We start from the raw sequence: 22,531 nt of genomic DNA, 5'->3' as shown, positions 1-22,531 counted from the left end.
GGGTGGGGGCTATCATCGGCCCCGCTTCAGCCCCGGAGGAGGCTTGGTTCGTCGGATTGCAGCGCTGGCGGCGTCCCTGACGCTGCTCGGTAGCGCTCCCGCAGCTGCAGCGGTCTATTCGGTGGGCGCGCGCACGGAGGCGCAGGCCTACCAGTTCCGTTCCTGGCAGGGACGTCCCTTCGACGATCCCCGGAAGATCTCCCGCTACCGGATCGTGCAATACCTCGACCTCGGTGCCTTCGACCTCACCTCCTCCGGCGCTGCGGAGCGGATCGACTTCGTCACCTCGCTTCGGCTCGAGCACGACTTCGGCTTCGACCAGGACGAGCAGGATCTGCTCGACGATGCGGAGCAGCCTGAGCTCCACCTCCTTTTCGCCTACCTGCAGTGGCGCGGCGCGCTCAACGGGCTCTTCGACTTCAGGCTCGGACGGCAGATCCGCTACGACGAGCTCGAGTTCTACGCCTTCGACGGCCTCGACGTGCACGTGCACACGCCCGCCTATCTCGGCGTCGGCGTCTTCGGCGGCTGGCAGGTGAAGGGAACCAGCGTGCTCGGTTCCTCCACCTTCGCGCCGGACGGCGTGCGGGTGAGCGACCGCCGGCGGATCCGCGACGGCGTCACCACCGATCTCGCTTCGAACCCCGCAGCGGCGATCGCCTACGACTACCTCGACGCGCCCTCGCCGATCTTCGGCGGCAGGCTGGTGCTCGAGAGCGTGCGCAACGTCGACGCCGCAGTGGTCTACCGCCGCGCGATGAGCAACACCTCCGGCGAGAACGTCGAGCTGCTGCCGGATGAGGTGCAGGGCTGGCAGGTGGACCAGGAGCACGCCGGCGCCCATCTGCGGGTGCGGCTCTTCGACGTGCTCCAGCTCTACGGATCGGCGGATCGCGATCTCTTCGTGGAGCGCTGGGCCGCGCTGCGGGCCGGCACGCGGGTCGAGGTGATCCCCTACCGCTTCGCGCTCACCGCGGAGGCGCAGAGCTACCACCCCAGCTTCGACGCCGACTCGATCTGGAACCTCTTCGCCACCGGCCCCCGGGACGAGTACGAGCTGCGTGCCGATCTGCAGGTGGGCGATTTCCTCTTCTACGGCGGGCCGCTGCTCACGGTGTACAACCTCGACCTGCGATCGTCGTACGCCGACGCTGCCGGCGTGGTCGAGGATGGGCAGAGCGTGCTCTACGGCGGCCTCGGCGGATTCTCGTCGAAGCCCGGCGTGCCGTGGCGGGTGGCCGCCGACGCCTTCTACCTCGGCGGGCCTAGCGGGGAGCGGGGCGACCCCGACACCCTCGGCCGGGAGTTCTGGCTCAACGGCGTGGTGGGACGGACCTTCCGCGACCGCTACGGGCTCGACCTGCGGCTCTCGCTCGCCAACGTCTCCGACCCCAACGCAGCGGGGCTCTCCGATCTCTGGTCGGTGGGGGCTGCGCTGCTGGGCAGGATCAAGCTCTCCGAGGAGGCCACGGTGACGCTGGTGGTGGAGGAGAACGTCAACCGTGTCACCGCGAGCGACCTGCGTGGCTACGCGGTTCTCGACCTGAGGACGATGTTCCGATGAGGCGCCTTCTTCTCTTCTCGCTCCTGCTGCTGCCGCTGGGCGCCGTCGCGTGGTCCAACTACGAGGGGGCGGACCGGTCGCTGGCCGTCTACCCGAAACAGGAGATCCCGCTCCGCTTCGATCATGCCCTCCACCTCGAGGACATGGCCTGCAGCGACTGCCACGAGGCCTCCGCCTCGAAGGTGGCGAGCGACCGGATGATCCCGGGTCATCCGACCTGCGAGGGCTGCCACGACGTGGAGGCGGTGCGCGGGGACGAGAGCTGCCAGATGTGCCACCCCGGCTTCGATCCCACGGCGATGGCGCGCCCGAAGCCCGTGGTGATCCCCACGGCGAACCTGAAGTTCGACCATGCGGTGCACGTCTCGAAGGAGATCCCCTGCGCCCGCTGCCACGGCGCGGTGGAGAAGGTGCAGATCGCCGACCGGCGGAACCTTCCGAAGATGGAGACCTGCCTCGAATGCCACCACCGGGGGAGCGAGGCCGGCGGCGCCTGCAGCGTCTGCCATCCGGTGGCGGCGAACGGGAAGATCGCCAAGGTGATGCCGTCGGGCGCGACGCTGGTGCCGGAGCTGGGCAATCCCTTCGGCGTCTACCACTCGCCCGATTACGCGCGGGCCCACGGACAGGACGCCTTCACCGCGCGGGAGACGTGCGACGCGTGCCACACCGAGAGCGAGTGCCTCGCCTGCCACGACGCGGCGATCAAGGTGCTCAAGGTGCATCCGAACGACTGGATCACCCTGCACCCGGTGCCGGCGAAGCACAGCGCGCTGGAGTGCCAGAGCTGCCACAACTACCAGGACTTCTGCGTCACCTGCCACGAGCGGGTCGGCATCGGGCAGCAGGCCGCGCCGCAGTTGCGCGCGACCAACCTCTCCGTTCATCCGCCGGGTTGGGTGGGGCCCCTGGGGCCGAACCACCACGGCGTCTTCGCCTCGCGCGACATCCGTTCCTGCACGAGCTGCCACCGGGAGGAGGGCTGCATCCAATGCCACGCCACCACCGGGCGGGGCGGGGTGGGGTCGAACCCGCATCCGCCGGGCTTCTCCTCGAAGGCGTGCTCGCTCTACGAGGCCAACGCCCGGGTCTGCATCAAATGCCACGCGCCGGCGGATCCGATGCTCGCGAGGTGCCGGTGAGGGCCCTGCTCGTGGTGGCGGCCGTGCTGCTCGCTGGCTGCGTCGAGTTCGGCGACGACCAGCTCTACGAGGCTGCGTTCGCGGGGACGGGCGGGAGCGGCGGCGCCGGGGAGCCGAGCTTCGAGGCGGTGCAGGCGGTCTTCTCCGCTTCGTGTGCCTTCGGCGGCTGCCACGGGGGCGCTGCGCCTGCAAAAGACTTGTCGCTGGAGGAGGGGCAGGCCTTCGAGGCGCTGCTCGGCGCCGACGGCAGCGGCGGGGTGCCGTCGTCCCATGCGTCGTGCACGGGCCTGACGCTGGTGGAGCCGGGGGAGCCGGAGCAGTCGTGCCTGTGGGTGCTGGTGGACGAGGGGTCGATGCCGCCGGGGGGCGGGCTCTCTCCCGCTGCGGAGGAGGCGATCCGGGGCTGGATCGCCGCCGGGGCGTTGCCGCCGGGGCCTTGAGCCAAGCCGTCTGGGCTTGCGCTTTCGGGGTGGGTCGCGGCAGATCGGACGCTTCTTCGAGGCGGTGATCACTATGGCTCGCGACAACCTGCAGGGACCGCTCTCCGGCAAGCGCATCGTCTTCGCCTTCGGCGGCGGCATCGCCGCCTACAAGGCCTGCCACGCCTTGCGCCTCTTCGTGCACGAGGGGGCCGAGGTCCGCGCGGCGATGACCGCTGCCGCCACCCGCTTCGTGACGCCGCTCACGGTGCAGGCGCTCTCGGGTGGGCCGGTGCTCACCGAGGTGCTCGAGCCTTCGCAGGAGGCGCAGTACGGGCACCTCGATCTGGTGCGCGGGGCGGACCTCGTGGTGATCGCGCCGGCGACCGCCAACCTGATCGGTGCGGTGCGCGCCGGCCTCGGCGGTGACGCGGTGACGACGACGCTGCTGGCGGCGCGGTGCCCGGTGCTGCTGGCGCCGGCGATGAACGTGGCGATGTGGGCCAACGAGATCGTGCAGCAGAACGTCGAGGCGCTGCGGGCGATCGGGCGCTACCACTTCGTCGGGCCTGCGTCGGGGCTGCTGGCGGACGGGGACGTCGGAGCGGGGCGGCTGGCGGAGCCGGAGGAGATCCTGGAGGCGGCTCGATCGCTGCTCGCGCCGCGGGACCTGGCGGGGCGCCGGCTGGTGATCACGGCGGGGCCGACGCGGGAGCACCTCGATCCGGTGCGCTTCCTCTCCAACCCGTCCACCGGGCGGATGGGCTATGCGGTCGCGGTGGCGGCGCGGGAACGCGGGGCACGGGTGACGCTGGTCACCGGGCCGGTGGAGCTCCCCGCGCCTTCCGGGGTCGAGGTGGTGCGGGTGGTGAGCGCTGCCGAGATGCTCGAGGCGACCTTGCGCGTGGTGGAGGGCGCGGATGCCTTCATCGCGTCGGCGGCGGTGGCCGATCAGCGGCCGGTGGTGCGGGCGGCGCAGAAGGTGAAGAAGCAGCCCGGCACCGAGGATCTTCTGCTGGAACGCACGCCGGACATCCTGGCGACGGTGAGCGCGCGCTACTCGTCGCGGCAGGAGCGGCCGGTGCTCGTGGGCTTCGCTGCGGAGACGGAGCGGGTCGAGGCGCACGCCCGGGAGAAGCTGGAGCGGAAGGGCCTCGACCTGGTGGTGGCGAACGACGTCTCCGCACCGGGGAGCGGCTTCGGCACCGACACCAACCAGGTGCTGCTGGTGGCGGCGGGCGGGACGGATCGGCTGCCCCTGCAGTCGAAGCGTGCGGTGGCCGGGGCCGTGCTCGATCGGGTGGTGGCGCTGCTGGGAAGCTGACGGTCAGGGCAGGTCGTCCGCCTCGCGGGCGATGTTCTCTGCCTCGATCTGGGCGGCGGACGTGCCCTCGGTATCCTCGGCGGCGAGCTCCACGGCGGCCCGCGCTGCGGCGGAGACCTCGGAGCGCAGCGGGATCTCGGGGAGCACGAGCTTGCCGAAGATCGCTTCCCGGAAGGCAGGGCGGGTCTGCCGGAGCACCTCGGTCGCATCGTCCGGCGCGAGCTCGTTCCGGCGGGAAGCCTCGCGCAGCTGCTGGCGGAGCTTCACGGCGAAGTGGAGATTGCGCCCGCCGGTGGGATCGGCGTCGTTGGCCCGGCCCTTCTCGCCCTCGGCGAGCATGGAGAGGATCTGCGAGACGGCGAGCTGCCGGGTCTCGGCCACCTCCTCGTCGGTGAGCGGGAGGTGATCCTTCTCGGCTGCGACCACGGCGCACATCGCCTGGTATTTCTTCATCCGCGCGGCGAAGAGGAGCTGGTTGAACATCCGCTTCGAGACCCCGAAGGGGATGACGTACGAATCGCAGAGGGCCTCTTCGAGGAATTCGTCGTGCTTGCGGAACGACTGCGCGGTGATCCGCCGGGCGGTCTGCCAGAGCTTCGGATCGAGCTTCTGGTCGTAGCGCAGCTCCCAGTAGGCATGGCCGGTGGCCCGGACCGGGAAGCCTTCCACGGTCTTGTAGGGCACGTAGTAGTTGTGGGCGACGGTGTCCGCCGCGAGGTGGGAGAGGAAGCCGAGCGCGAAGGCCTGCTGCGGCTCGCCCTTCGCCTTGTCGAAGACCTTCCAGCCGACCTTCCAGTTGTGGCAGTGGACCGCGTAGCGGGCGAGGTTCTTGCCGACGATGATGTCGGCAGCCAGGGAGCCGTAGAGGAAGTCGTCCGCGCACTTGGCGAGGAGCACCCGAAGCGCCGCGGGCAGGAGCGAGACCTGGCCCAAGGCGCCGGTCGAGAAGTCGAGGTGGGAGAGGGGCCCCCACGCGTGGGCGTCGTCGGGCCAGAGCAACAACGAGAGAAAGCCGAGGACGGGCAGAAACAGGGCGTACGGCGCCTTCTTCAAAACGACCTCCGGCGACCTGCCGCCGCCTGTTGCATGCGCCCGTATGCGCGTCGTACTGCAGGCTATACAGTGGCCGCCTGCAGGCGCAACCGGTCGGACGGGCGCCGGGCGACGGGGAGCCCTGGTCGTGGCAACGCGGGCAGGCGCCCTTTCATTCGAGGGACGAGGGTGACGATGGGCGAGGTACGCGATCCCGCTGCGGAGCTGGCCGAGGTGGCGCGGGAGCTGCGGCGGCACGTGCGCTGGGCGCAGGGCCGTGGCGAGACCCAGGCGCCCCTGGCTGGGCCCGGGGCGAGCGAGCTGCCGGTTGCCGTGGAGATCCCGCCGGTGGCTCGTCCCGGCGGCGCCGACGGCCTCTCGCTCGTGCGGACCGAGCTCGGCGATTGCCGCCGGTGCAAGCTGTGCGAGGGCCGCAGCAACCTCGTCTTCGGCGCGGGCGACCCCCATGCTGATCTCGTCTTCGTCGGCGAGGGCCCCGGCGCGGAGGAGGACGAGCAGGGCGAGCCCTTCGTCGGCAAGCCGGGCCAGCTGCTCACCCGGATGATCGAGGCGATGGGCCTGCGCCGCGAGCAGGTCTACATCTGCAACGTGGTGAAGTGCCGGCCACCCGGAAACAGGAGCCCCGAGCCGGAGGAGATCGCCGCCTGCGAACCCTTCCTGCAGGCGCAGCTCGCAGCGCTGCGGCCGAAGGCGATCGTTGCCCTCGGCGAGTTCGCGGCGCAGACGCTCCTGCGGGAGCAGACGCCCATCACCCGTCTTCGCGGCACCTGGCGCGTGTACGAGGGGATCCCGCTGATGCCGACCTTCCACCCGGCCTACCTGCTCCGCAGCCCCGCGGAGAAGGCGAAGGCGTGGGACGATCTGAAGCTGGTGATGGCCCGCCTCGGAATGGAGCCGCCGGCCCGTCGCTGAAGTCGGGAGCGCTGCCGCTTACCGGCTTTTCTTGCGGTGCCCGTGGGGTAAGGCTAAGTCCTCCGTATTTCCCCGAGGTCGAACGTGCCGCGGCCCGCCTCCCATTCGCCCGCTCCCGTCCGTGCGCTGCTGGTGCTCGCGATCTTCGCGGCGGCCCTCGCCGCCGCTGGTCCCCTGCGTGCCCAGGAGTCGCGAGGAGACGCGTCGGGAGAGCTCCCTGAGCGCCGCCGACCGGCGGTGGGTCGCTGCACCCTCACCGGGACGGTGGACGCTGGCTCCGCGGCCTACCTGCAGGACTGCGTCGTGGACGCAGAGGTCGCGGGATACGACGCCCTTCTCGTCCGCATCGACACGCCGGGCGGCGCCCTCGAATCGACCCGTGCGATCGTCCGCTCCTTTCTCGGCGCGGAGGTCCCGGTGCTGGTCTGGGTCGGGCCCTCCGGTGCCCGGGCCGGGTCTGCAGGGGTCTTCGTCACCCTCGCCGCCAACGCTGCGGGCATGGCGCCGGGAACCAACATCGGCGCTGCCCATCCCGTCGTCGGCCCCACCGGACAGGATCCGGAGGAGGCCGGCGGCAAGGCGATGGGGGAGAAGGTGCTCAACGACACCATCGCCTTCGTGGAATCGATCGCCCAGCAGCGTGGCCGCAACGTCGAATGGGCGGTGAAGGCGGTGCGCGAGAGCGCGAGCGTTCCTGCCGAGCGAGCGGTCGAGCTCAATGTCGTGGACGTGGTGGCTCCGACCGAGGAAGCCTTCCTCGCCGCGGTCGACGGCAGGACGGTCGAGCTTCCTTCCGGCGAGGTCGTCCTGCGTACCGCGAACGCACGGATCGTCGAACTCGAGCCATCCCTGGGCCAGCGCCTCGTCCACTGGCTCGCCAATCCCTCCATCGCCTATCTGCTCTTCGTCCTCGGCGGGCTCGGGCTCGCCATCGAGCTCTCCAACCCCGGGATGATCGTGCCGGGGCTGCTCGGCGCGATCTGCATCATCCTCGCCCTCGTCGCCTTCTCGGCGCTGCCGGTGCAGGCGGGCGCGATCGCGCTGATGCTGGTGGGGATCGGGCTCATCGTCGCCGAGCTCTTCGTGGCCAGCGGCCTGCTCGGCGTGGGCGGCATGGTGCTGCTGGTGCTCGGCGGGGTCCTGCTGGTCGACGACGTCGACTTCGAGTGGTTCGTCGAACCCTCCTTCGGCATCTCGCTCGGCTTCCTGATCCCCACCGTCGTCGTCCTCGGCGCCGGTGCGGTCTACCTGCTCGTCCGGGCTGCCGAGGCGCGGACGATCCCGCAGCTCGGCGGCGACGTCGGCCTGCTCGGTGAGCGGGGCAGGGCGCTCTCGGCGATCGGCCCCGGTGGCGGCGAAGTCTTCGTACACGGCGAGCGGTGGCGGGCGATTTCCGTCCGACCCATCGCTGCAGGCGCCCCGGTAGCGGTGCGCAACGTCGACGGTCTCACCCTGACCGTCGAGGAGATCGTCTGATGGATTTCTCCGGCTTGATCGCGATTCTCGTTCCCGCTGCGATCATCTTCCTCATCTTCATCTCGGGCGTGCGGATCATCAACGAATACGAAAATGGCGTGATCTTTCGTCTCGGGCGATTCGTCGGGCTGAAGCGCGCCGGTTTCCGCTGGGTCATCCCCGCCATCGAGCGGATGGTCGTGGTCGATCTGCGCACGGTCGCCAGGGACGTGCCGCCGCAGGACGTGATCACCAAGGACAACATCTCGGTGAAGGTGAACGCGGTGGTCTACTTCCGCGTGATCAACTCCGACAAGGCGGTGCTGCAGGTCGAGGACTACCTCTACGCGACCTCGCAGATGGCCCAGACCACCCTGCGGGCGATCGTCGGCCAGGTCGAGCTCGACGAGCTGCTCACCGATCGCGAGCGGATCAACCGGGAGATCCAGCAGGTCCTCGATTCGCACACCGACCCGTGGGGCATCAAGGTGTCGAACGTCGAGGTGAAGCACATCGACATCCCCGGCGACATGCAGCGCGCCATCGCCCGGCAGGCCGAGGCGGAGCGTGAGCGCCGCGCCAAGATCATCGCCGCGGAGGGCGAGCTGCAGGCTGCCGAGAAGCTCTCCCAGGCGGCGGAGCTCATGTCGCAGAACCCGGCGACCCTGCAGCTGCGCTACCTGCAGACGCTGGTCGAGATCGCCGGCTCGGGCAACAACAAGCACACCGTGCTGCCCATCCCCCTCGACATCATCCGCAGCCTCGGCGGCATCGTCCCCAAGGGCTGAGAGGGGTGGGGAGGCCCGCCTCCTGGCGGAAGCGGGCCTTCACCCGATCAGCCCTCCTGCAGCGGTACGCCGCGGAACGACCGGCGGCTCTCGGGATCCACGCGCTCCATCAACGCCTGGTTGGCCTCGGCGCCGGCAAAGGCGTCGCCGACCCGTACCGCCTCCTCGAGGCTCGCCCATTCGACCATGTGCAGGTAGTTGCCGTCGGCGTCGGCCAGGGCGAAGCGACGGACGAAGCCGGGCTGCTGCGTGAGCCAGGTCAGGCTCGAGCGCCGGGCCTCTTCCATCTGCTCGGCGGCGACACCCGCCCTGGCGCGGAAGATGACGACGGAATAGACGGAGTTCTGATTCTGCTGGTTCATCTGCGATATTCCTTTTCACGCGGGCGTCCGTCGCCCGGTGAAGTGGAACCTCGCAGCCAACCCTGACGACCCTCCGTCACCTTTCTTCCGAGCCGATGACTCGCAACGAGCGCCTCTACGCGATCACCGAATACCTGCGCCGGCGTCGCACCGCCTGCACGGTGGAGGATCTCGTCCGCCACTTCGGCGTGGGGGAGCGCACCATCTTCCGGGACCTCGCCAGCCTCCGCGAGCAGGGCGTGCCCATCGTCGGCGATCCGGGGCGCGGCGGCGGGCTGCGGCTCGAGAGCACCTACTCGATGCCGCCCCTGGCGCTTTCGGTCGACGAGGCGATCCACCTCTGGATCTCCCTGCGGCTGGGGAGCCTCGTGGCGCCGACGCCGGTGGGCGAGACCCTGGGCGGCGCCCTCGACAAGATCGTCGGCTCGCTGCCTGCGCCGAAGCGCGGGGCGCTGGAGGCGATCCTCCGGCGCGTGGTGGTCGGCAGGCCCGTGCCCCCGGAGCGGGCCGCCGGCGCCGGCCCCATCGACCCCGGGATCTTCCGGATCTGCGAGTCGGCATTCGTGGCGTCGCAGCGGCTGGAGATCCACTACGTCGACCGCCACGGGGCGGAGAGCCAGCGGGTGATCGAGCCACACGGGCTGCTGGTGCAACTGCCGCTCTGGTACCTGATCGCCTGGGACCCGGCCAAGGAGGGCTCCCGCGCCTTCCGGCTCGACCGCATCCGCTCGGTGACCCAGCGTACCGGCACCGCCTTCTCGCCGCGCGACCCCCGGGTTCTGGTCCGGGAGATCGAGCAGCACCGCGTCGAGGTCCCCGAGCCCGCCCGCTGGCGTAAGCCCTTGCGGTAGACCGGAGCGGTCGGATACGCAGACGCTTCGAACAAGGAGTCATCCGTGGCACGCACCCTCGATCCCTACGGCCTTTCGCGGGTCGTCCGCCCCGCCGGCGTCCTGCCGCAGGCTGCAGAAGCCCTCGACCCCTCGCTCCCCATCGGGCCGGACGAGCTGCTGATCGACGTCGATCACCTGAACATCGACGCCGCCTCCTTCAAGCAGATCAAGGAGAGCGTCGCGGGCGACGCCGAACGGATCGCCACCGTGGTGCGCGGCATCGTGGGGGAGCGGGGCAAGATGCACAACCCGGTCACCGGCTCCGGCGGCATGCTCATCGGCCGGATCCGCGAGATCGGCGAGAATCACCCGGCCGCCGGCGTGCTCCAGGTCGGCGATCGCATCGCCACCCTCGTCTCCCTCACCCTCACCCCGCTGCAGATCGAGGCGATCGAAGGCGTCCACGTGGCCAACGAGCGGATCGACGTGAAGGGCCACGCCATCCTCTTCGCCACCGGCGTCTGGGCCAGGCTCCCGAGCGACATGGCGGACACCCTCGCGCTCGCCGCCCTCGACGTCTGCGGCGCGCCTGCCCTGGTGCAGCGCTCGGTCGAGAAGGGGCACACCGTGCTCGTCCTCGGCGCCGGCAAGAGCGGTGCCCTCTGCTGCGCGCAGGCGAAGGAGAACGGAGCGCGCGTCATCGCGCTCGACATCTCGCAGAAGGCGGTCGACACCCTCCAGTCCCTCGGCCTCGCCGATGCGACGATCGTCGCCGATGCCACCCGGCCCGTGGAAGTTCTCGAGAAGGTGAAGGCCGCCACCGACGGGGCGCTCTGCGAGGTGGTGATCAACTGCGGCAGCGTGCCCCGGACCGAGATGGCATCGATCCTGGCCGTGCAGGATCGTGGCACGGTGGTCTTCTTCTCGACCGCCACCTCCTTCACTGCGGCGGCGCTGGGGGCGGAGGGCGTCGGCAAGGACGCCGACCTGCTCATCGGCAACGGCTATGCGCACGGACACGCCGAGCTCACGCTCGATCTGCTCCGCAAGCATCCGCGGCTCCGGAAGCTCTTCGAGGAGCGCTTCGCCTGATTCGCCTGGGGGTGGGCAGGCAGGCGGGTCAGCCGTCGCTCTGCGCGACGCTCACCAGGTCGTCCCGGAGGAGCTCCGGGCTCAGGAAGCGCTGCTCCTCCTTGCGGAGGTCCGCCCGGATCGCCGCCACGGTGTAGAGCAGCCGCTCGGCGAGGCGTTCGGGATCCAGGTTGCCGGCCTCGGCAGCCTCCCGGGTCAGCGCCAGCATCTCCCGCTGCTCGCGGTGGCTCTTCTCCAGCTGGTCGGCCCGGACCTCGCCCCAGGCGTCGGCGCCCTTCAGCGCCGGCCGGAGCAGCTCCCGCTCGTCGTCGAGCAGCTCGCAGAGCACCCGCTCGAGCTCTCGCGTCCGCTCCCGGAGCTCCGCCACGTCGCCGGCGCCCTGCATCACCAGCCGTGCGCAGCTCTCGACCTTGTCGAGCAGGGGCAGGACGCGGTGGTGTTCCTCGAGCACCTGCTCGCGGATTTCGCTCGGTTTCATCGCGCCACCTCCTCCGGTCACGAACCCCTTACCAGAAGAGATAAGCACGCCGTCGAACGGCGAAAGCTCGGCGGTAGACACTGCGCCCGCAGGCTACGACGGCTGGTCGCCCTTCAGCCGGTTGAGCATCCAGACCTCCAGCACCTGCCCGACCAGATAGACCGCCCCGAATCCTCCCAGGAAGCCGAGGCCGTCCACGCCTCCCACCGCGATGGCCACCAGCGCCCAGGCGCCGAGGAAGAGCATCCTGCCGAGCATGCCCACGACGACGATGGCCAGGGCCTGGTTCGGCTTGAGGTTCTTCACCTCCGCCCACCACGCGCCGCCCACTGCCGAGATGGCGGTGACCACGCCGCCCACCAGGCCCCAGAGAATGCTGGCCCCCATCGGGCTGCCCTTCTGCTGGAGCCAGAGGCCGAGGCCGAGCACGGCGAAGATGACGAATCCGAGGATGGCGAGGGCTCTGGTGATCAGCATGGTGGCTCCGAAAGGGCGCGCATCCTGCCAACCATCGGCCCCGATGAAAAGCGGGCTTGCAACCCCCCGGTCCCGAACTCCATCGTGATGGGATGCTCCGGGCCGTTCTCTTCGACCTCGACGACACCCTGCTTCCAGAGGCCGAAGCGATTCGAGCCGCCCTCGCCGCCACCTGCGGACCTGCCGAGGAGCGCCTCGAGGTTCCCCCGGGAACGCTCGCCGAGGCCCTCGAAGCGGTCGCCAGTGCGCGCTACCGGGTCCTCGACCGATCCGGCTTCGACTCCCGCTTCGGGGTGACCTGGGAAGAGTGCCTCTGGGGCCGATTCGGCCCCGCCTCGCAGAAGCAACTCCCCGGCCTGCCCGCCCTCGCCGAGACCCTCCGCCACCTGGTCTGGACCGATGCGCTGGCCGCCCTGGGGCGGCGCTCGCCCCTCGCGCCCCTGGAACTCGACGCGCGGTATGCCGCCGAGCGCCGGGTGCGGCTGCGGCCCTTCCCGGACGCAGAAGGCCTTCTGGCCTCCCTGCGGGACCGCGCCCTCGCCCTGGCCTGCGTCACCAACGGCGCCGCCGAGGTCCAGCGCGAGAAGCTGGTGGCCAGCGGTCTCGGCGCCTTCTTCGACGAGGTGCTCATCTCCGGCGAGGAGGGGATCGGCAAGCCGGACCCCGCCATCCTCCGCAGGGCCTGCGACCGCCTCGGCGTCGAGCCCCACGAGGCGATCTACGTCGGCAACTCCCGCCTGCGCGACGTGGCCGCTGCCCGGGCCGCCGGGATGCGCTCGGTCCTGGTGGAGCGCTTCGAGCCGGCGGAGCCGGCAGCCGCGCCGGCGCCCGATCGCGTGATCTACGAGGTTCACGGTCTCCTCGGCCTCGTCGACGGCTGGCGCTGGGGCAGGGCGTTCCGCGTCATCGCTCCGTCGCGAACGCCGGTGGCGGTGGACGAACCCGCCTGCGAGGAGGGCCGCTGCCTCACGCGCGTCGGCCCCGAGGCGGACGAGCTGCGGCCCGCCGTTCGGGGCCGCACCGGCGTGGAGGCGATCGAGGCCGCGCTGCGGAACCTGCGCGCCCGATCCGGCGCCGACGTGTGGCGCTACGAGCTCGGTGAGCCGGTCGACTGGGACGCCCTGTTGCGCTGATGCCGACCGGCGGGTTTGCGAGATTTGCTGACACGCTGCGTGCACTGAGCCCCGGGCCGATTGCGTTGCGGGCGACAGAGCGGGCGTGCATATTGCGCGCCTTATGTCCACGCACGCGATGCCCCAGACGATTCCGCCCCGGCCCGGTCCGCACGCTCCGCCGCAGATCTTCGTCGATCCCGCGCAGATCGAGCGGGCCCGTGCCCTGGCCTGGAAGATCACCGCCTCGACCTTCGAGTTCATCGAGCGCCACACCACCGTCTCCACCGAGCGCACCGTGCTGCGCCTCCTCGGCCTCTCGGGAGCGGGGCCGCAGGGCGTGCCGCTGGCCAACCTCTTCGTCGATCGCCTCCAGGAGGCCGGTGTCCTCGACAAGGGCGCCGCCTACTGGCTCGGCCGCGCGATGCGCATGGGCGGCCGATCGCCCGTCGAGATGATCGAGATGCTCACCCGCCTTCCCACCGAGGAGCTGAAGAAGCCCCTCGATCCACGGGAGGAGCAGGCGATCCGCGACGAGATGCGCCGCGAGGCCGAGGCTGCCATGGGCGAGCTCCAGCGCCGCGTGCAGGCGCGCGACGACCTCAAGAAGCAGCTCACGATCGGCTCCACCCCCGACGCGCCGCTCAAATACCTCATCGTCGCCACCGGCAACATCTACGACGACGTGATCCAGGCCCGCTCCGCTGCGCAGAACGGCGCGGACATCATCGCGGTGATCCGCTCCACCGCGCAGTCGCTCCTCGACTACGTCCCCCACGGCGCCACCACCGAGGGCTTCGGCGGCACCTTCGCCACCCAGGAGAACTTCCGCATCATGCGGGAGGCCCTCGACGACGAGTCGAAGAAGCTCGGGCGCTACATCCACCTCGTCAATTACTCCTCCGGCCTCTGCATGCCGGAGATCGCCTTCATGGCTGCGTACGAGGGGCTCGACCACCTGCTCAACGACGCGATGTACGGCATCCTCTTCCGCGACATCAACCCGCGGCGGACGATGGTCGACCAGTATTTCTCGCGGCGGATCTGCGCCTACGCCGGCATCCTCATCAACACCGGCGAGGACAACTACATCACCACCGCCGACGCCTACGAGGCGGCGCACCAGGTGGTCGCCTCCCAGTTCATCAACGAGGCCTTCGCCCACCGCGCGGGCCTGCCCGACGAGCTGATCGGCCTCGGCCACTCCTTCGAGATCGACACCGCCTATCCCGATACGCTCCTCTGGGAGCTGGCGCAGGCCTACCTGATCCGCGGCTGCTTCCCGAAGCATCCGCTCAAGTATATGCCGCCCACCAAGCACAAGGACGGCGACATCTTCTTCGCCCATGCCTACGACGCGATGGCGGATTTGGTCGGCATCTGGACCCGGCAGGGGATCCAGCTCCTCGGCATGATGACCGAGGCGATGCACAACCCCTTCCTCATGGATCGCTACGCGGCGCTCAAGATGGCCGATTACGTCTACCGGGCGGGCATGTACCTGGGCGACGAGCTGCAGATCAATCCGAACGGCCGCATCGCCCAGCGCCAGCGCGAGGTCTTCGACGACGCCCTCGCCATGCTCGAGCAGGCCGCCGAGGACGGGATGTTCAACGCCATCGCCAAGGGCGAGTTCGCCGGCGTGAAGCGCAGCGAGACCGGTGGCAAGGGCCTCGCCGGCGTGGTCGAGAAGGCAGCCGATTATTGCAACCCCGTGCTCGACCTCCTCGAGGAGAAGACCGGCGTGGTCCTGCCGGACGGCAGGACGGTGGCGAAGGCGGAGGTGGCGCGGTGAGTCATGCAACCAGCAAGGGCATGGGCCACATGATCCGGCCCTACGGCGATCGCAAGGACGACGGCGTCGTCCAGCTCTCCTTCGTGCTCCCGGTCGCGGCTTCGGAGAAGGCCAGGGAGGCCGCCCGCCAGCTGCTCGCCAGGCAGGGCTTCGTCGACGTCCTCGTGGCGCAGATGGAGAAGGCGGGCGAGGGCTACACCTTCTTCGTCTGCTACGGAAAGACCCAGCTCGCCCTCGACTACGACACCATCGAAGTCCCCGAGGTGAAGATCCACAAGCTCGGCTTCGATGCGCTCAACGAGGCGATCGAGCGGGACCTGGGCAGGAAGATCGTCGTGGTCGGCGGCTGCACCGGTACCGACGCCCACGCGGTCGGCATCGACGCGATCATGAACATGAAGGGCTACAACCAGGACTACGGCCTGGAGCGCTACCCCATGTTCGACGCGCTCAACATGGGCTCCCAGGTTCTCAACGAGGCGATCGTCGCCAGGGCCGTCGAGATGAACGCCGACGCGATCCTCGTCTCGCAGATCGTGACCCAGCGCGACGTGCACAAGGACAACTCCCGGCAGCTGGTGGAGATGCTCACCGAGAAGGGGCTGCGCGACCGCTTCATCCTCCTGCTCGGCGGCCCGCGCATCGACCACAAGCTGGCGCTGGAGATCGGCTTCGACGCGGGCTTCGGCCCCGGCACCAAACCCTCCGACGTGGCCAATTACCTCTACAGCGCCGTGCTGAAGAAGGAAGGCAAGACGCCGGTCCACGAGCGCTGACACCCACGCGCCAGGAGACGACGCGGCGGGGGCAGTGAACCCGACCCGCCGCGCCTCGTTTCGACCACACGCCCCTTGCCCCTGCGCCCCCGCCGCGCAACGCTACGGCCATGGCGTGGGATCCGCAGCAATACCTGAAGTTCCAGGCAGAACGCTCCGCCCCCTTCGTCGACCTGCTCCAGCTCCTCCAGGTCCGCAAGGGCATGCACGTGGTCGATCTCGGCTGCGGCACCGGCGAGCTCACCGCCCGCCTCTCCGACGCGCTCCCGGGCAGCAAGGTCCTCGGCATCGACACCTCGCCGCAGATGCTCGAGCAGGCGCAGACCTGGTCCCGCCCCGGCCTGCGCTTCGAGCGCTGCGATCTCCGGGAGATCGGCGGCAGATGGGACGTCATCTTCTCCCACGCCGCCATCCACTGGGCCGAGGACCACGAGAAGCTGATCCCGACCTTGTGGGAGCGCCTCGCCCACGAGGGCCAGCTCGCGGTGCAGATCCCCGCCAACCACGACCACTTCACCCACGTCGCCATCGGGCAGCTGGCAGCAGAGGCGCCCTTCGCCGAGGCCCTCGGCGGCTGGTCCCGGGAGAACACGGTCCTGCCGGTGGAGCGCTACGCAGAGATCCTCCACGGCTGCGGCGCCGAATCGATCACGGCCTTTCTGAAGGTCTATCCCCATCTGCTCGAGGATGCCGACGCCCTGCTGGAATGGACGAAGGGCACGACCCTGGTCCCCTGGCTGGAGCGCCTGCCGGACGAGATGCACGAGCCCTTCCTCGCGCGCTATCGCGAGCGGCTCCGTGCCCGCTTCCCCGAGCGGCCCGTCTTCTACGGTTTCAAGCGGATCCTCTTCGCGGGAAGGAAGCCATGAACGAAGCGCAGTGCACCCGCCGGGTCCTCTGGCAGCGGCTCGACGAACCGGGCTGGGAGTCGATCTGCCTCCAACAGCTCGAGAACGGCGGCTGGGAGGCGGACGCGCATTTCGTCGGCAGCCACCAGGGCCACGCGGTCGCCGCCGACTACCGCCTCGTTCTCGACGCGAGCTGGGTCACGCTGCGGGCGGAAGCGAACTGGGGGCTCGGGCCCAGCCGCACCACCCTCGTCCTCGACCGCGTCGGCACCCGCTGGCGGGTGAACGGTGACCAGCGCCCCGATCTCGACGGCTGCATCGACGTCGATTTCGGCTGGTCGCCCCTCACCAACACGCTGCCCATCCGCCGCATCGGCCTCCAGGATCACAGGCCCCACGAGATCGACGTCGCCTGGATCCGCGAGGGCACCCTCGAGGTGGGGAAATCCGCCCAGCGCTACACCCGCACCGGCCCCGCAGCGGTGCTCTTCGAATCGCTGCGCTCCGGCTTCACCGCATCGCTGCAGGTGGACGAGGACGGGCTCGTGCAGGTGTACCCCGGCCTCTTCCGACGCCTCGCCTGAGGCGCGCCGTGGTAGAGAGCGAGCACACCGGAGGAACGCAGATGCCCGTGGATGAGAAGGTCACGATCCGCCTGCGCATGAGCCAGGCCGACGCGCATTACGGCGGAAACCTGGTCGACGGCGCCCGCATGCTCGCCCTCTTCGGCGACGTGGCCACCGAGCTCCTCATCCGCCTCGACGGCGACGAGGGCCTCTTCCGCGCCTACGACAGCGTCGAGTTCCTCGCCCCGGTCTACGCCGGCGACTACATCGAGGCGGAAGGGCAGATCGTCGAGAAGGGCAACACCTCGCGGAAGATGCGCTTCGAGGCCCGCAAGGTGATCCGCCCGCTGCCCGGCAGCGATTCCGCCTGCGAGGTCCTCGACCCGCCGATCGTCGTCACCCGCGCCTCGGGCACCTGCGTCACCCCGAAGGCCAAGCAGCGCTTCCGCAAGGATTGAAAGGATCGTGGCAGAGAGCCTCCAGCCCACCGTCTCCGCGCGCCTGGCGCACGTCATCCTCGCCGTGGTGCAGGCGATGGGCGGCGACCCTGCCGCGGTGGCGGCGGAGGCCGGCTTCGAGCCTGCCGCGGCGAAGAGCGCCGATGCCCGGATCCCGCTGGACCTCGAGGAGCGGCTCTGGGAGCTCGCTGCGAAGCACGTCGGCGACCCCCTCTTCGGCCTCCATGCAGGCGCCCGCTACACCGCAGGCCCCTTCGACGTCTTCGACTACGTCTGCAGAGCAGCCGCCAACGTGCGCGGCGCCCTGGAGCGGGTGATCCGCTACAACCGGCTGCTCCACGACGTCGCCGAATTCTCCCTCGAGGAGAAGGGCGACCGCGCGATCGTGCGCCACCGCTTCCGCGCCGGCCTGCCCGGACCGGCGCCGCAGGCGGCGGACTTCACCCTCGCCGCGGGATTGGCGGCGCTGCGGAACTGGAGCGGCATGCCCATCGCCGCCCGCCGCATCGAAGTGCCCCACGCCGCCCCGGGCGATCCTTCCGAATTCGAGCGCTTCTTCGGGACGAAGCAGGTCGTCTTCGGCGCCCCCAACGGCATCATCGAGATCGACCGGTCCCACCTCGAGCTGCCGCTCCCCGCTGCGGATCCCGGGCTCTGCGCGGTGCTCGAGCGACACGCCGATGCCCTCCTCGATGCGCTTCCACAGGTGGCTCCCTTCGAGGGGAGGGTGCGCGAGATCCTCGCCGCCGAGCTCCGGGGCGGCACACCCACCGCCGAAGCGGTGGCGGCGCGATTGCACATGAGCACCCGCACGCTCCACCGCAGGCTCGCGGAGATCGGCACCTCGTTCGGCGAGGAGCTCGAGGCCCTCCGCCGCGGCCTCGCGGTGCGCTACCTCGAGGACCGAAGGGTCTCGATCGCCGAGGTCGCGTTCCTCCTCGGCTACTCCGAGCCCCGCGCCTTCCACCGCGCCTTCAAGGCGTGGATGGGCGAGACGCCGGGGACGTGGCGCGAGCGGCACTGACTCCGGTCGCGATCGTTCAGAGCGCGTCCTGGATCCCGCGGGTGAGATCCCAATCGCTCGCCTCGTGGCCCGCCTTCACCCGGACCATCGGATGGGCAGCGACGAAGCGGCGCAGCGCATCGAGCGAGGCGTCGGCGGTGGCCCGGTCGTCGACACCACCAGGGGCCACGCCGAGATCGAAGCCCTCCCGGGTATGCGACGCATCGCAGGTGAGCAGAACGGGGCCGCCCTGCGCGCGGAGCAGGAAGGAGAGGTTTCCGGCAGCGTGGCCGGGGGTGGGGAGCACGAGCAGCGATCCGTCGCCGAAGAGGTCCACCGCGCCTTCGTCCGGCAGCGCCAGCGCCCGCAGGGACTCGATCCCGGCGAGGTGGTCGGCCGGCGCGTACCACGGGCCGCCGTAGCTCTCCACCGCGCCGGGCCCGGTGATCACCGGCACCGTCTTCGGCAGATCGGGCAAGCCGGCGGTGTGGTCCGGGTGCATGTGCGAGAGGACGATCATCCGCAAGCGGGCGGGATCCACCTCCAGTTCCCGCAGGAGCGAGACCACGTCGTGCCCCTGCTGCTGCCTGGCGAAGGAGGCGAGGAAGGCGATGCCGCCGAGGTTGCCGTGGCCGCTCTCCGCGAAGGTGTGATCGAAGCCGGTGTCGATGAGCAGATCTCCTTGCGTGGGGTGGCGGACGAGATAGGCCAGCACCGGCACCCACTTCTTCGCGTCGGTGCGGTCGTGCAGGTGGCCGTTGTCGAAGTCGAGGAGGAAGCTGCGGTCGACCTGGATCTCGCCGGTGAGGAGCGGGATCACCTCGACCCGGGGACCCTCGCCGAGGGCCGCGTCCCAGGTCGCGGTGGGCGTGGCCGCGTGGGGCGTTTCCGCGGGGACGTGGGCGCAGCCGGTAGCGGCAGCAGCGAGGGCCAGGGCAACGAGGATGCGGTTCATCTTTCGACCTCCAGGGTAGGACCGCGTGCGTATCGCCCCGAACGTAACGGAGCGCGGGGGCGAATGGAGGGACCCGACGCGACAGATCGAGGGACTTCCGCTGCCATCGCTGCGGGTGACGTAACGCTTGCCCGGCGGGATCGCTCTTGGCAACGTGGCAGCCCAACCGCGGAGGTATCCGATGGCCTTCTCCCCGCTCGTCATCACCGCAGCGCTCGTCGGCGCCGAGACCACCCGCGAGCAGACCCCCTACCTGCCGATCAGCCCCGAGGAGATCGCCCAGGAGGCCAGGCGCTGCCGCGACGCCGGCGCGTCGATGGTCCATCTCCACGTGCGCGAGCCGGATGGAAAGCCCTCCCAGAGCGCCGAGCTCTTTCGCCAGACCATCGAGCGGATCCGGGAGCTGGCCCCCGACCTCGTCTGCCAGACCAGCACCGGCGGCGCGGTGGGCATGAGCGTGGACGAGCGGGCGCAGCCCCTCACCCTCGAAGGCAGGGCGAAGCCGGAGATGGCCACCCTCACCACCGGCACCGTCAACTTCGGCGACGACGTCTTCTGGAACCCGCGGCCGCTGGTGCGGGAGATCGCCCGGCGCATGCGCGCGGCGGGCATCGTGCCGGAGATCGAGTGCTTCGACGCCGGGATGGTCGACGAGGCCTTCGCCCTGGCGAAGGAGGGCCTGCTCGACCTGCCGGCCCACTTCGATTTCGTCCTCGGTGTGCCCGGCGCACTGGCAGCCAGGCGCTCGGCGATCGAGTTCCTCCGCTCCCAGCTCCCCGAGGGATCGACCTTCACCGTGGCGGGGGTGGGGCGCCACCAGCTGCCGATGGCGGAGCTGGCGATCGAGCTGGGCGGCAACGTCCGGGTCGGCCTCGAGGACAACGTCTACGTGAGCAAGGGCGTCCTCGCGAAGGGCTCCTTCGAGCTGGTGGAGCGGGTGGTCGATCTCGCCCGGGCGAAGGACCGGCAGGTGGCGACGCCCGACCAGGCGCGCCAGATCCTGCGCCTGCCCGCCAGGGCCTGAAGCGGCCTGCCCGCTCGTTGAAGCGGCCCCGCCCGGTGCCCACCTTCGCCCAGGGGCCTCGGGAAGGAGCCGCGCCATCGAGCCGAATCTGCTCAAGCTCTTCTTCGTCTCCGCGGTGACGATGGGGATCTCGTACACGATCGCCCACGAGCGGATCTGCGCGCCCCTGCGCCGCCGCCTCGGCGGCAAGGAGACGTGGCTGGGCTACCTCGTCTCCTGCCCCTACTGCAACTCGCACTGGATCGCCTTCGTCCTCGTCCCGCTCACCGACCTCTACTACGTGCAGATCGCGCCGGATTGGGGCTGGTTCGGCTGGGCCATCGACTGGTTCCTCTCGAGCTACCTGGTGGTGGTGATCGCCGCCTTCCTCCGGGTGATCTTCTTCTGGGTCGACGAGACCCAGGGGCTCGTCCGGCGCAGGCAGGTCGAGACCGAGGTCGAGACGGAGACCCAGCGGGTGCTGAAGGCCCGGACGGAGCACGAGCTCCAGCACGAGCTGCACGAGCTCGAGCACGAGCTGCACGAGCACGAGCGTGAAGCGCAGCGCCACGGCCCCGAGCGGCCGCCGCACTGACCTCCGCGATCGACCGCCCGTATTCCGTCCTGCATACGCGAAGTCGCACGGCCTGCTGGCAAGCAGCCGGGCGGTGCGCTTTCCTTCCGGTACGCGCACCTGCTCTCCGGTGCCGGGAGGCTCACGATGTGGCGCAAGACCTGGATCCTGCTCGTCGCCCTTCTCGTCGTGCTCGCCGGTTGCGGCGGCGACGACGCCGACAACAGCGCTGGTGGCCACGGCGGCGATACCTACGAGGACTCCCCCGGGCGCGGGACGGGGGGCGGCACCGGTGGCACGGGCGGCGCCGGCGGCGCCGGCGGCGTTGGTGGCACTGGTGGTGCCGGCGGCACCGGCGGCAGCGCCACGGGTGGCACCGGCGGCGGCGACCAGGGCGGCTCCGGCGGCGTCACCCCCGAGCCCGGCCAGCTCACCGCGGGCGAGTGGCGAGACCTCGACCACTGGGACTTCTGGCGCAACCTCGTCGAGAGCGACTGGGGCCACATGGAGGCGCGGTGGCGCTTCGACACCGCCCGGCGCTTCCCGGTCGTCGTCCACGACGGGGCCGACGTGGTGACCGACGCCGCCGTCGAGCTGCTCGACGGGCAGGGCAACGCCATCTGGCGGGCCCGCACCGACGCCTGGGGCGAGGCGGAGCTCTTCGCCGGTCTCTTCGCCGTGGCGCAGGGGCCCTTCACCGTCCGCGCCAGCGTCGGCGCCGCCAGCGCCGAGCAGACCGGCCTCACCGATCCGCCCGAAGGCCGCCTCGACCTCGAGCTCGCCGACGCCGCCACCCCTGCCGCGGTCCTCGACGTGGCCTTCCTCGTCGACACCACCGGCTCCATGGGCGACGAGCTGCGCTACCTGCAGGTGGAGCTGGGCAGCGTGATCGAGAGGGTCCGCACCGAGCAGGAGCAGGCGGTGACCATCCGCCTCGGCCTCGGCTTCTACCGGGATCAGGACGACGAATACGTGGTCCGCAACTTCCCCTTCACCACCGACGTCGCCGACGCGCAGGCGAAGCTCGCAGCGCAGGACGCAGGCGGTGGTGGCGACTACGAGGAGGCGGTGGAGCAGGGGCTCGACGCGATGATCACCCAGGGCCAGTGGAGCGCATCGGCCCGGGCCCGCCTCCTCTTCGTGGTCCTCGACGCGCCGCCGCACCAGCGCGAGTCGGTGCTCGGCAAGATCCAGGAGGTCACCGCGAGCGCCGCCGCCCAGGGGATCCGCATCGTCCCGGTCGCCGCCAGCGGCGTCGACAAGAACACCGAGTTCCTGATGCGCATGCTCGGCATCGCCACCGGCGGCACCTACACCTTCCTCACCGACCACAGCGGCATCGGCGGCTCGCACATCGATCCCACCATCGGCGCGTACCAGGTGGAATTCCTCGACGACCTGCTGGTCCGGGTCATCGGCGAGGCGCTGGGCCAGTGATCCACCACGAGCGATGCCCGGGCTGGCGCACCGGCCCGGGTCGCCTCGCCCGCGCGCGCACCTGCCGTTGCGCCCTGCGGACGCAGCGGCGGGCGCCCGTCCGCC

24 protein-coding genes are annotated in these 22,531 nt (G+C 70.5%); 19 read left to right on the top strand and 5 right to left on the bottom strand.

Going from position 1 to position 22,531, the window contains the following annotated elements; all coding sequences use genetic code 11:
* Nucleotides 1–43 precede the first annotated feature (43 nt).
* From ACESMR_RS22375 to coaBC, 4 genes are all read left to right on the top strand, one after another.
* Nucleotides 44–1,564: a hypothetical protein gene (locus ACESMR_RS22375; RefSeq protein WP_373049355.1), complete on the top strand. Its 1,521-nt coding sequence runs from the start codon at nt 44–46 to the stop codon at nt 1,562–1,564.
* Nucleotides 1,561–2,706 carry a cytochrome c3 family protein gene (locus tag ACESMR_RS22370; protein WP_373049354.1) on the top strand — a complete coding sequence of 382 codons (1,146 nt, stop codon included), beginning with the start codon at nt 1,561–1,563 and terminating at the stop codon, nt 2,704–2,706. The genes ACESMR_RS22375 and ACESMR_RS22370 overlap by 4 nt, the downstream gene beginning before the upstream one ends.
* Nucleotides 2,703–3,146 carry a hypothetical protein gene (locus ACESMR_RS22365; RefSeq protein ID WP_373049353.1) on the top strand — a complete coding sequence of 148 codons (444 nt, stop codon included), beginning with the start codon at nt 2,703–2,705 and terminating at the stop codon, nt 3,144–3,146. The genes ACESMR_RS22370 and ACESMR_RS22365 overlap by 4 nt, the downstream gene beginning before the upstream one ends.
* Nucleotides 3,147–3,219: 73 nt before the next feature.
* Nucleotides 3,220–4,449, top strand: coding sequence for a bifunctional phosphopantothenoylcysteine decarboxylase/phosphopantothenate--cysteine ligase CoaBC (gene coaBC / locus ACESMR_RS22360; protein WP_373049352.1), 1,230 nt, complete (start codon nt 3,220–3,222; stop codon nt 4,447–4,449).
* A gap of 3 nt (nt 4,450–4,452) precedes the next feature.
* Here coaBC and ACESMR_RS22355 read toward each other — a convergent pair whose 3' ends face one another.
* Nucleotides 4,453–5,502 carry a zinc dependent phospholipase C family protein gene (locus ACESMR_RS22355; protein WP_373049351.1) on the bottom strand — a complete coding sequence of 350 codons (1,050 nt, stop codon included), beginning with the start codon at nt 5,500–5,502 and terminating at the stop codon, nt 4,453–4,455.
* Between the two features lie 174 nt (nt 5,503–5,676).
* Between ACESMR_RS22355 and ACESMR_RS22350 the strand changes: the two genes are divergently transcribed.
* The 3 genes from ACESMR_RS22350 to ACESMR_RS22340 all read left to right on the top strand — a co-directional run bounded on the left by ACESMR_RS22350 (nt 5,677) and on the right by ACESMR_RS22340 (nt 8,657).
* Nucleotides 5,677–6,414 carry a uracil-DNA glycosylase gene (locus ACESMR_RS22350; RefSeq protein ID WP_373049350.1) on the top strand — a complete coding sequence of 246 codons (738 nt, stop codon included), beginning with the start codon at nt 5,677–5,679 and terminating at the stop codon, nt 6,412–6,414.
* Nucleotides 6,415–6,498: 84 nt separating this feature from the next.
* Nucleotides 6,499–7,890, top strand: coding sequence for an NfeD family protein (locus ACESMR_RS22345; RefSeq protein WP_373049349.1), 1,392 nt, complete (start codon nt 6,499–6,501; stop codon nt 7,888–7,890).
* Nucleotides 7,890–8,657 (top strand): slipin family protein, encoded by a 768-nt coding sequence (locus ACESMR_RS22340; protein ID WP_373049348.1) that lies wholly within the window; start codon nt 7,890–7,892, stop codon nt 8,655–8,657. Before ACESMR_RS22345 ends, ACESMR_RS22340 begins: the two co-directional genes overlap by 1 nt.
* A gap of 47 nt (nt 8,658–8,704) precedes the next feature.
* Here ACESMR_RS22340 and ACESMR_RS22335 read toward each other — a convergent pair whose 3' ends face one another.
* Nucleotides 8,705–9,019, bottom strand: a complete 315-nt coding sequence (locus tag ACESMR_RS22335) for a hypothetical protein (RefSeq protein WP_373049347.1) — start codon at nt 9,017–9,019, stop codon at nt 8,705–8,707.
* Between the two features lie 95 nt (nt 9,020–9,114).
* On the opposite strand from ACESMR_RS22335, the gene ACESMR_RS22330 reads away from it, so the two are divergent.
* Both ACESMR_RS22330 and ACESMR_RS22325 read left to right on the top strand, forming a co-directional pair.
* Nucleotides 9,115–9,870 carry a helix-turn-helix transcriptional regulator gene (locus ACESMR_RS22330; RefSeq protein WP_373049346.1) on the top strand — a complete coding sequence of 252 codons (756 nt, stop codon included), beginning with the start codon at nt 9,115–9,117 and terminating at the stop codon, nt 9,868–9,870.
* 45 nt (nt 9,871–9,915) lie between these two features.
* Nucleotides 9,916–10,944: a zinc-binding dehydrogenase gene (locus ACESMR_RS22325; RefSeq protein WP_373049345.1), complete on the top strand. Its 1,029-nt coding sequence runs from the start codon at nt 9,916–9,918 to the stop codon at nt 10,942–10,944.
* Between the two features lie 28 nt (nt 10,945–10,972).
* Here ACESMR_RS22325 and ACESMR_RS22320 read toward each other — a convergent pair whose 3' ends face one another.
* Nucleotides 10,973–11,422: a hemerythrin domain-containing protein gene (locus tag ACESMR_RS22320; RefSeq protein ID WP_373049344.1), complete on the bottom strand. Its 450-nt coding sequence runs from the start codon at nt 11,420–11,422 to the stop codon at nt 10,973–10,975.
* A gap of 93 nt (nt 11,423–11,515) precedes the next feature.
* Nucleotides 11,516–11,899 (bottom strand): hypothetical protein, encoded by a 384-nt coding sequence (locus ACESMR_RS22315; protein ID WP_373049343.1) that lies wholly within the window; start codon nt 11,897–11,899, stop codon nt 11,516–11,518.
* Nucleotides 11,900–11,991: 92 nt separating this feature from the next.
* Between ACESMR_RS22315 and ACESMR_RS22310 the strand changes: the two genes are divergently transcribed.
* The 7 genes from ACESMR_RS22310 (at nt 11,992) to ACESMR_RS22280 (ending at nt 18,478) form a co-directional block, all read left to right on the top strand.
* On the top strand, nt 11,992–13,032 hold the full coding sequence (locus ACESMR_RS22310; RefSeq protein ID WP_373049342.1) for an HAD family hydrolase: 1,041 nt from the start codon (nt 11,992–11,994) through the stop codon (nt 13,030–13,032).
* 118 nt (nt 13,033–13,150) lie between these two features.
* Nucleotides 13,151–14,806, top strand: a complete 1,656-nt coding sequence (locus ACESMR_RS22305; RefSeq protein ID WP_373049341.1) for a lysine 5,6-aminomutase subunit alpha — start codon at nt 13,151–13,153, stop codon at nt 14,804–14,806.
* Between the two features lie 20 nt (nt 14,807–14,826).
* The gene (locus tag ACESMR_RS22300; RefSeq protein WP_373049366.1) at nt 14,827–15,582 is read left to right on the top strand and encodes a B12-binding domain-containing protein; all 756 of its coding nucleotides are present in this window, start codon (nt 14,827–14,829) and stop codon (nt 15,580–15,582) included.
* Between the two features lie 110 nt (nt 15,583–15,692).
* Nucleotides 15,693–16,451, top strand: coding sequence for a methyltransferase domain-containing protein (locus ACESMR_RS22295; RefSeq protein ID WP_373049340.1), 759 nt, complete (start codon nt 15,693–15,695; stop codon nt 16,449–16,451).
* Nucleotides 16,448–17,014: a putative glycolipid-binding domain-containing protein gene (locus ACESMR_RS22290; RefSeq protein ID WP_373049339.1), complete on the top strand. Its 567-nt coding sequence runs from the start codon at nt 16,448–16,450 to the stop codon at nt 17,012–17,014. Before ACESMR_RS22295 ends, ACESMR_RS22290 begins: the two co-directional genes overlap by 4 nt.
* 41 nt (nt 17,015–17,055) lie before the next feature.
* A complete protein-coding gene (locus ACESMR_RS22285; RefSeq protein ID WP_373049338.1) occupies nt 17,056–17,454 on the top strand; it encodes a hotdog fold domain-containing protein in 399 nt (132 codons plus the stop codon).
* 7 nt (nt 17,455–17,461) lie between these two features.
* Nucleotides 17,462–18,478: an AraC family transcriptional regulator gene (locus tag ACESMR_RS22280; RefSeq protein WP_373049337.1), complete on the top strand. Its 1,017-nt coding sequence runs from the start codon at nt 17,462–17,464 to the stop codon at nt 18,476–18,478.
* A gap of 16 nt (nt 18,479–18,494) precedes the next feature.
* Here ACESMR_RS22280 and ACESMR_RS22275 read toward each other — a convergent pair whose 3' ends face one another.
* A complete protein-coding gene (locus ACESMR_RS22275; RefSeq protein ID WP_373049336.1) occupies nt 18,495–19,412 on the bottom strand; it encodes an MBL fold metallo-hydrolase in 918 nt (305 codons plus the stop codon).
* A gap of 181 nt (nt 19,413–19,593) precedes the next feature.
* Here ACESMR_RS22275 and ACESMR_RS22270 point away from each other — a divergent pair, with 181 nt between their 5' ends.
* The 3 genes from ACESMR_RS22270 to ACESMR_RS22260 all read left to right on the top strand — a co-directional run bounded on the left by ACESMR_RS22270 (nt 19,594) and on the right by ACESMR_RS22260 (nt 22,426).
* Nucleotides 19,594–20,436, top strand: a complete 843-nt coding sequence (locus ACESMR_RS22270) for a 3-keto-5-aminohexanoate cleavage protein (RefSeq protein ID WP_373049335.1) — start codon at nt 19,594–19,596, stop codon at nt 20,434–20,436.
* A gap of 121 nt (nt 20,437–20,557) precedes the next feature.
* Nucleotides 20,558–21,010 (top strand): DUF1360 domain-containing protein, encoded by a 453-nt coding sequence (locus ACESMR_RS22265; protein WP_373049334.1) that lies wholly within the window; start codon nt 20,558–20,560, stop codon nt 21,008–21,010.
* Nucleotides 21,011–21,136: 126 nt separating this feature from the next.
* Complete coding sequence (locus tag ACESMR_RS22260; RefSeq protein WP_373049333.1) at nt 21,137–22,426, top strand: vWA domain-containing protein; 1,290 nt, start codon at nt 21,137–21,139, stop codon at nt 22,424–22,426.
* Nucleotides 22,427–22,531: the final 105 nt, after the last annotated feature.

The organism is Vulgatibacter sp. (genome assembly GCF_041687135.1).
GTDB lineage: Bacteria > Myxococcota > Myxococcia > Myxococcales > Vulgatibacteraceae > JAWLCN01.
The sequence above is the reverse complement of the archived record's forward strand: the minus strand, read 5'-3'. Positions and strand labels throughout refer to the sequence as shown.

Excerpts from the sequence above, each read along its gene's own strand:
- ACESMR_RS22370 (WP_373049354.1), top strand. The coding sequence starts at position 1,561 with ATGAGGCGCCTTCTTCTCTTCTCGCTCCTGCTGCTGCCGCTGGGCGCC.
- coaBC (WP_373049352.1), top strand. The coding sequence starts at position 3,220 with ATGGCTCGCGACAACCTGCAGGGACCGCTCTCCGGCAAGCGCATCGTC.
- ACESMR_RS22350 (WP_373049350.1), top strand. The coding sequence starts at position 5,677 with ATGGGCGAGGTACGCGATCCCGCTGCGGAGCTGGCCGAGGTGGCGCGG.
- ACESMR_RS22340 (WP_373049348.1), top strand. The coding sequence starts at position 7,890 with ATGGATTTCTCCGGCTTGATCGCGATTCTCGTTCCCGCTGCGATCATC.
- ACESMR_RS22335 (WP_373049347.1), bottom strand. The coding sequence starts at position 9,019 with ATGAACCAGCAGAATCAGAACTCCGTCTATTCCGTCGTCATCTTCCGC.
- ACESMR_RS22330 (WP_373049346.1), top strand. The coding sequence starts at position 9,115 with ATGACTCGCAACGAGCGCCTCTACGCGATCACCGAATACCTGCGCCGG.
- ACESMR_RS22320 (WP_373049344.1), bottom strand. The coding sequence starts at position 11,422 with ATGAAACCGAGCGAAATCCGCGAGCAGGTGCTCGAGGAACACCACCGC.
- ACESMR_RS22315 (WP_373049343.1), bottom strand. The coding sequence starts at position 11,899 with ATGCTGATCACCAGAGCCCTCGCCATCCTCGGATTCGTCATCTTCGCC.
- ACESMR_RS22310 (WP_373049342.1), top strand. The coding sequence starts at position 11,992 with ATGCTCCGGGCCGTTCTCTTCGACCTCGACGACACCCTGCTTCCAGAG.
- ACESMR_RS22305 (WP_373049341.1), top strand. The coding sequence starts at position 13,151 with ATGCCCCAGACGATTCCGCCCCGGCCCGGTCCGCACGCTCCGCCGCAG.
- ACESMR_RS22300 (WP_373049366.1), top strand. The coding sequence starts at position 14,827 with ATGGGCCACATGATCCGGCCCTACGGCGATCGCAAGGACGACGGCGTC.
- ACESMR_RS22295 (WP_373049340.1), top strand. The coding sequence starts at position 15,693 with ATGGCGTGGGATCCGCAGCAATACCTGAAGTTCCAGGCAGAACGCTCC.
- ACESMR_RS22290 (WP_373049339.1), top strand. The coding sequence starts at position 16,448 with ATGAACGAAGCGCAGTGCACCCGCCGGGTCCTCTGGCAGCGGCTCGAC.
- ACESMR_RS22285 (WP_373049338.1), top strand. The coding sequence starts at position 17,056 with ATGCCCGTGGATGAGAAGGTCACGATCCGCCTGCGCATGAGCCAGGCC.
- ACESMR_RS22275 (WP_373049336.1), bottom strand. The coding sequence starts at position 19,412 with ATGAACCGCATCCTCGTTGCCCTGGCCCTCGCTGCTGCCGCTACCGGC.
- ACESMR_RS22270 (WP_373049335.1), top strand. The coding sequence starts at position 19,594 with ATGGCCTTCTCCCCGCTCGTCATCACCGCAGCGCTCGTCGGCGCCGAG.
- ACESMR_RS22265 (WP_373049334.1), top strand. The coding sequence starts at position 20,558 with ATGGGGATCTCGTACACGATCGCCCACGAGCGGATCTGCGCGCCCCTG.
- ACESMR_RS22260 (WP_373049333.1), top strand. The coding sequence starts at position 21,137 with ATGTGGCGCAAGACCTGGATCCTGCTCGTCGCCCTTCTCGTCGTGCTC.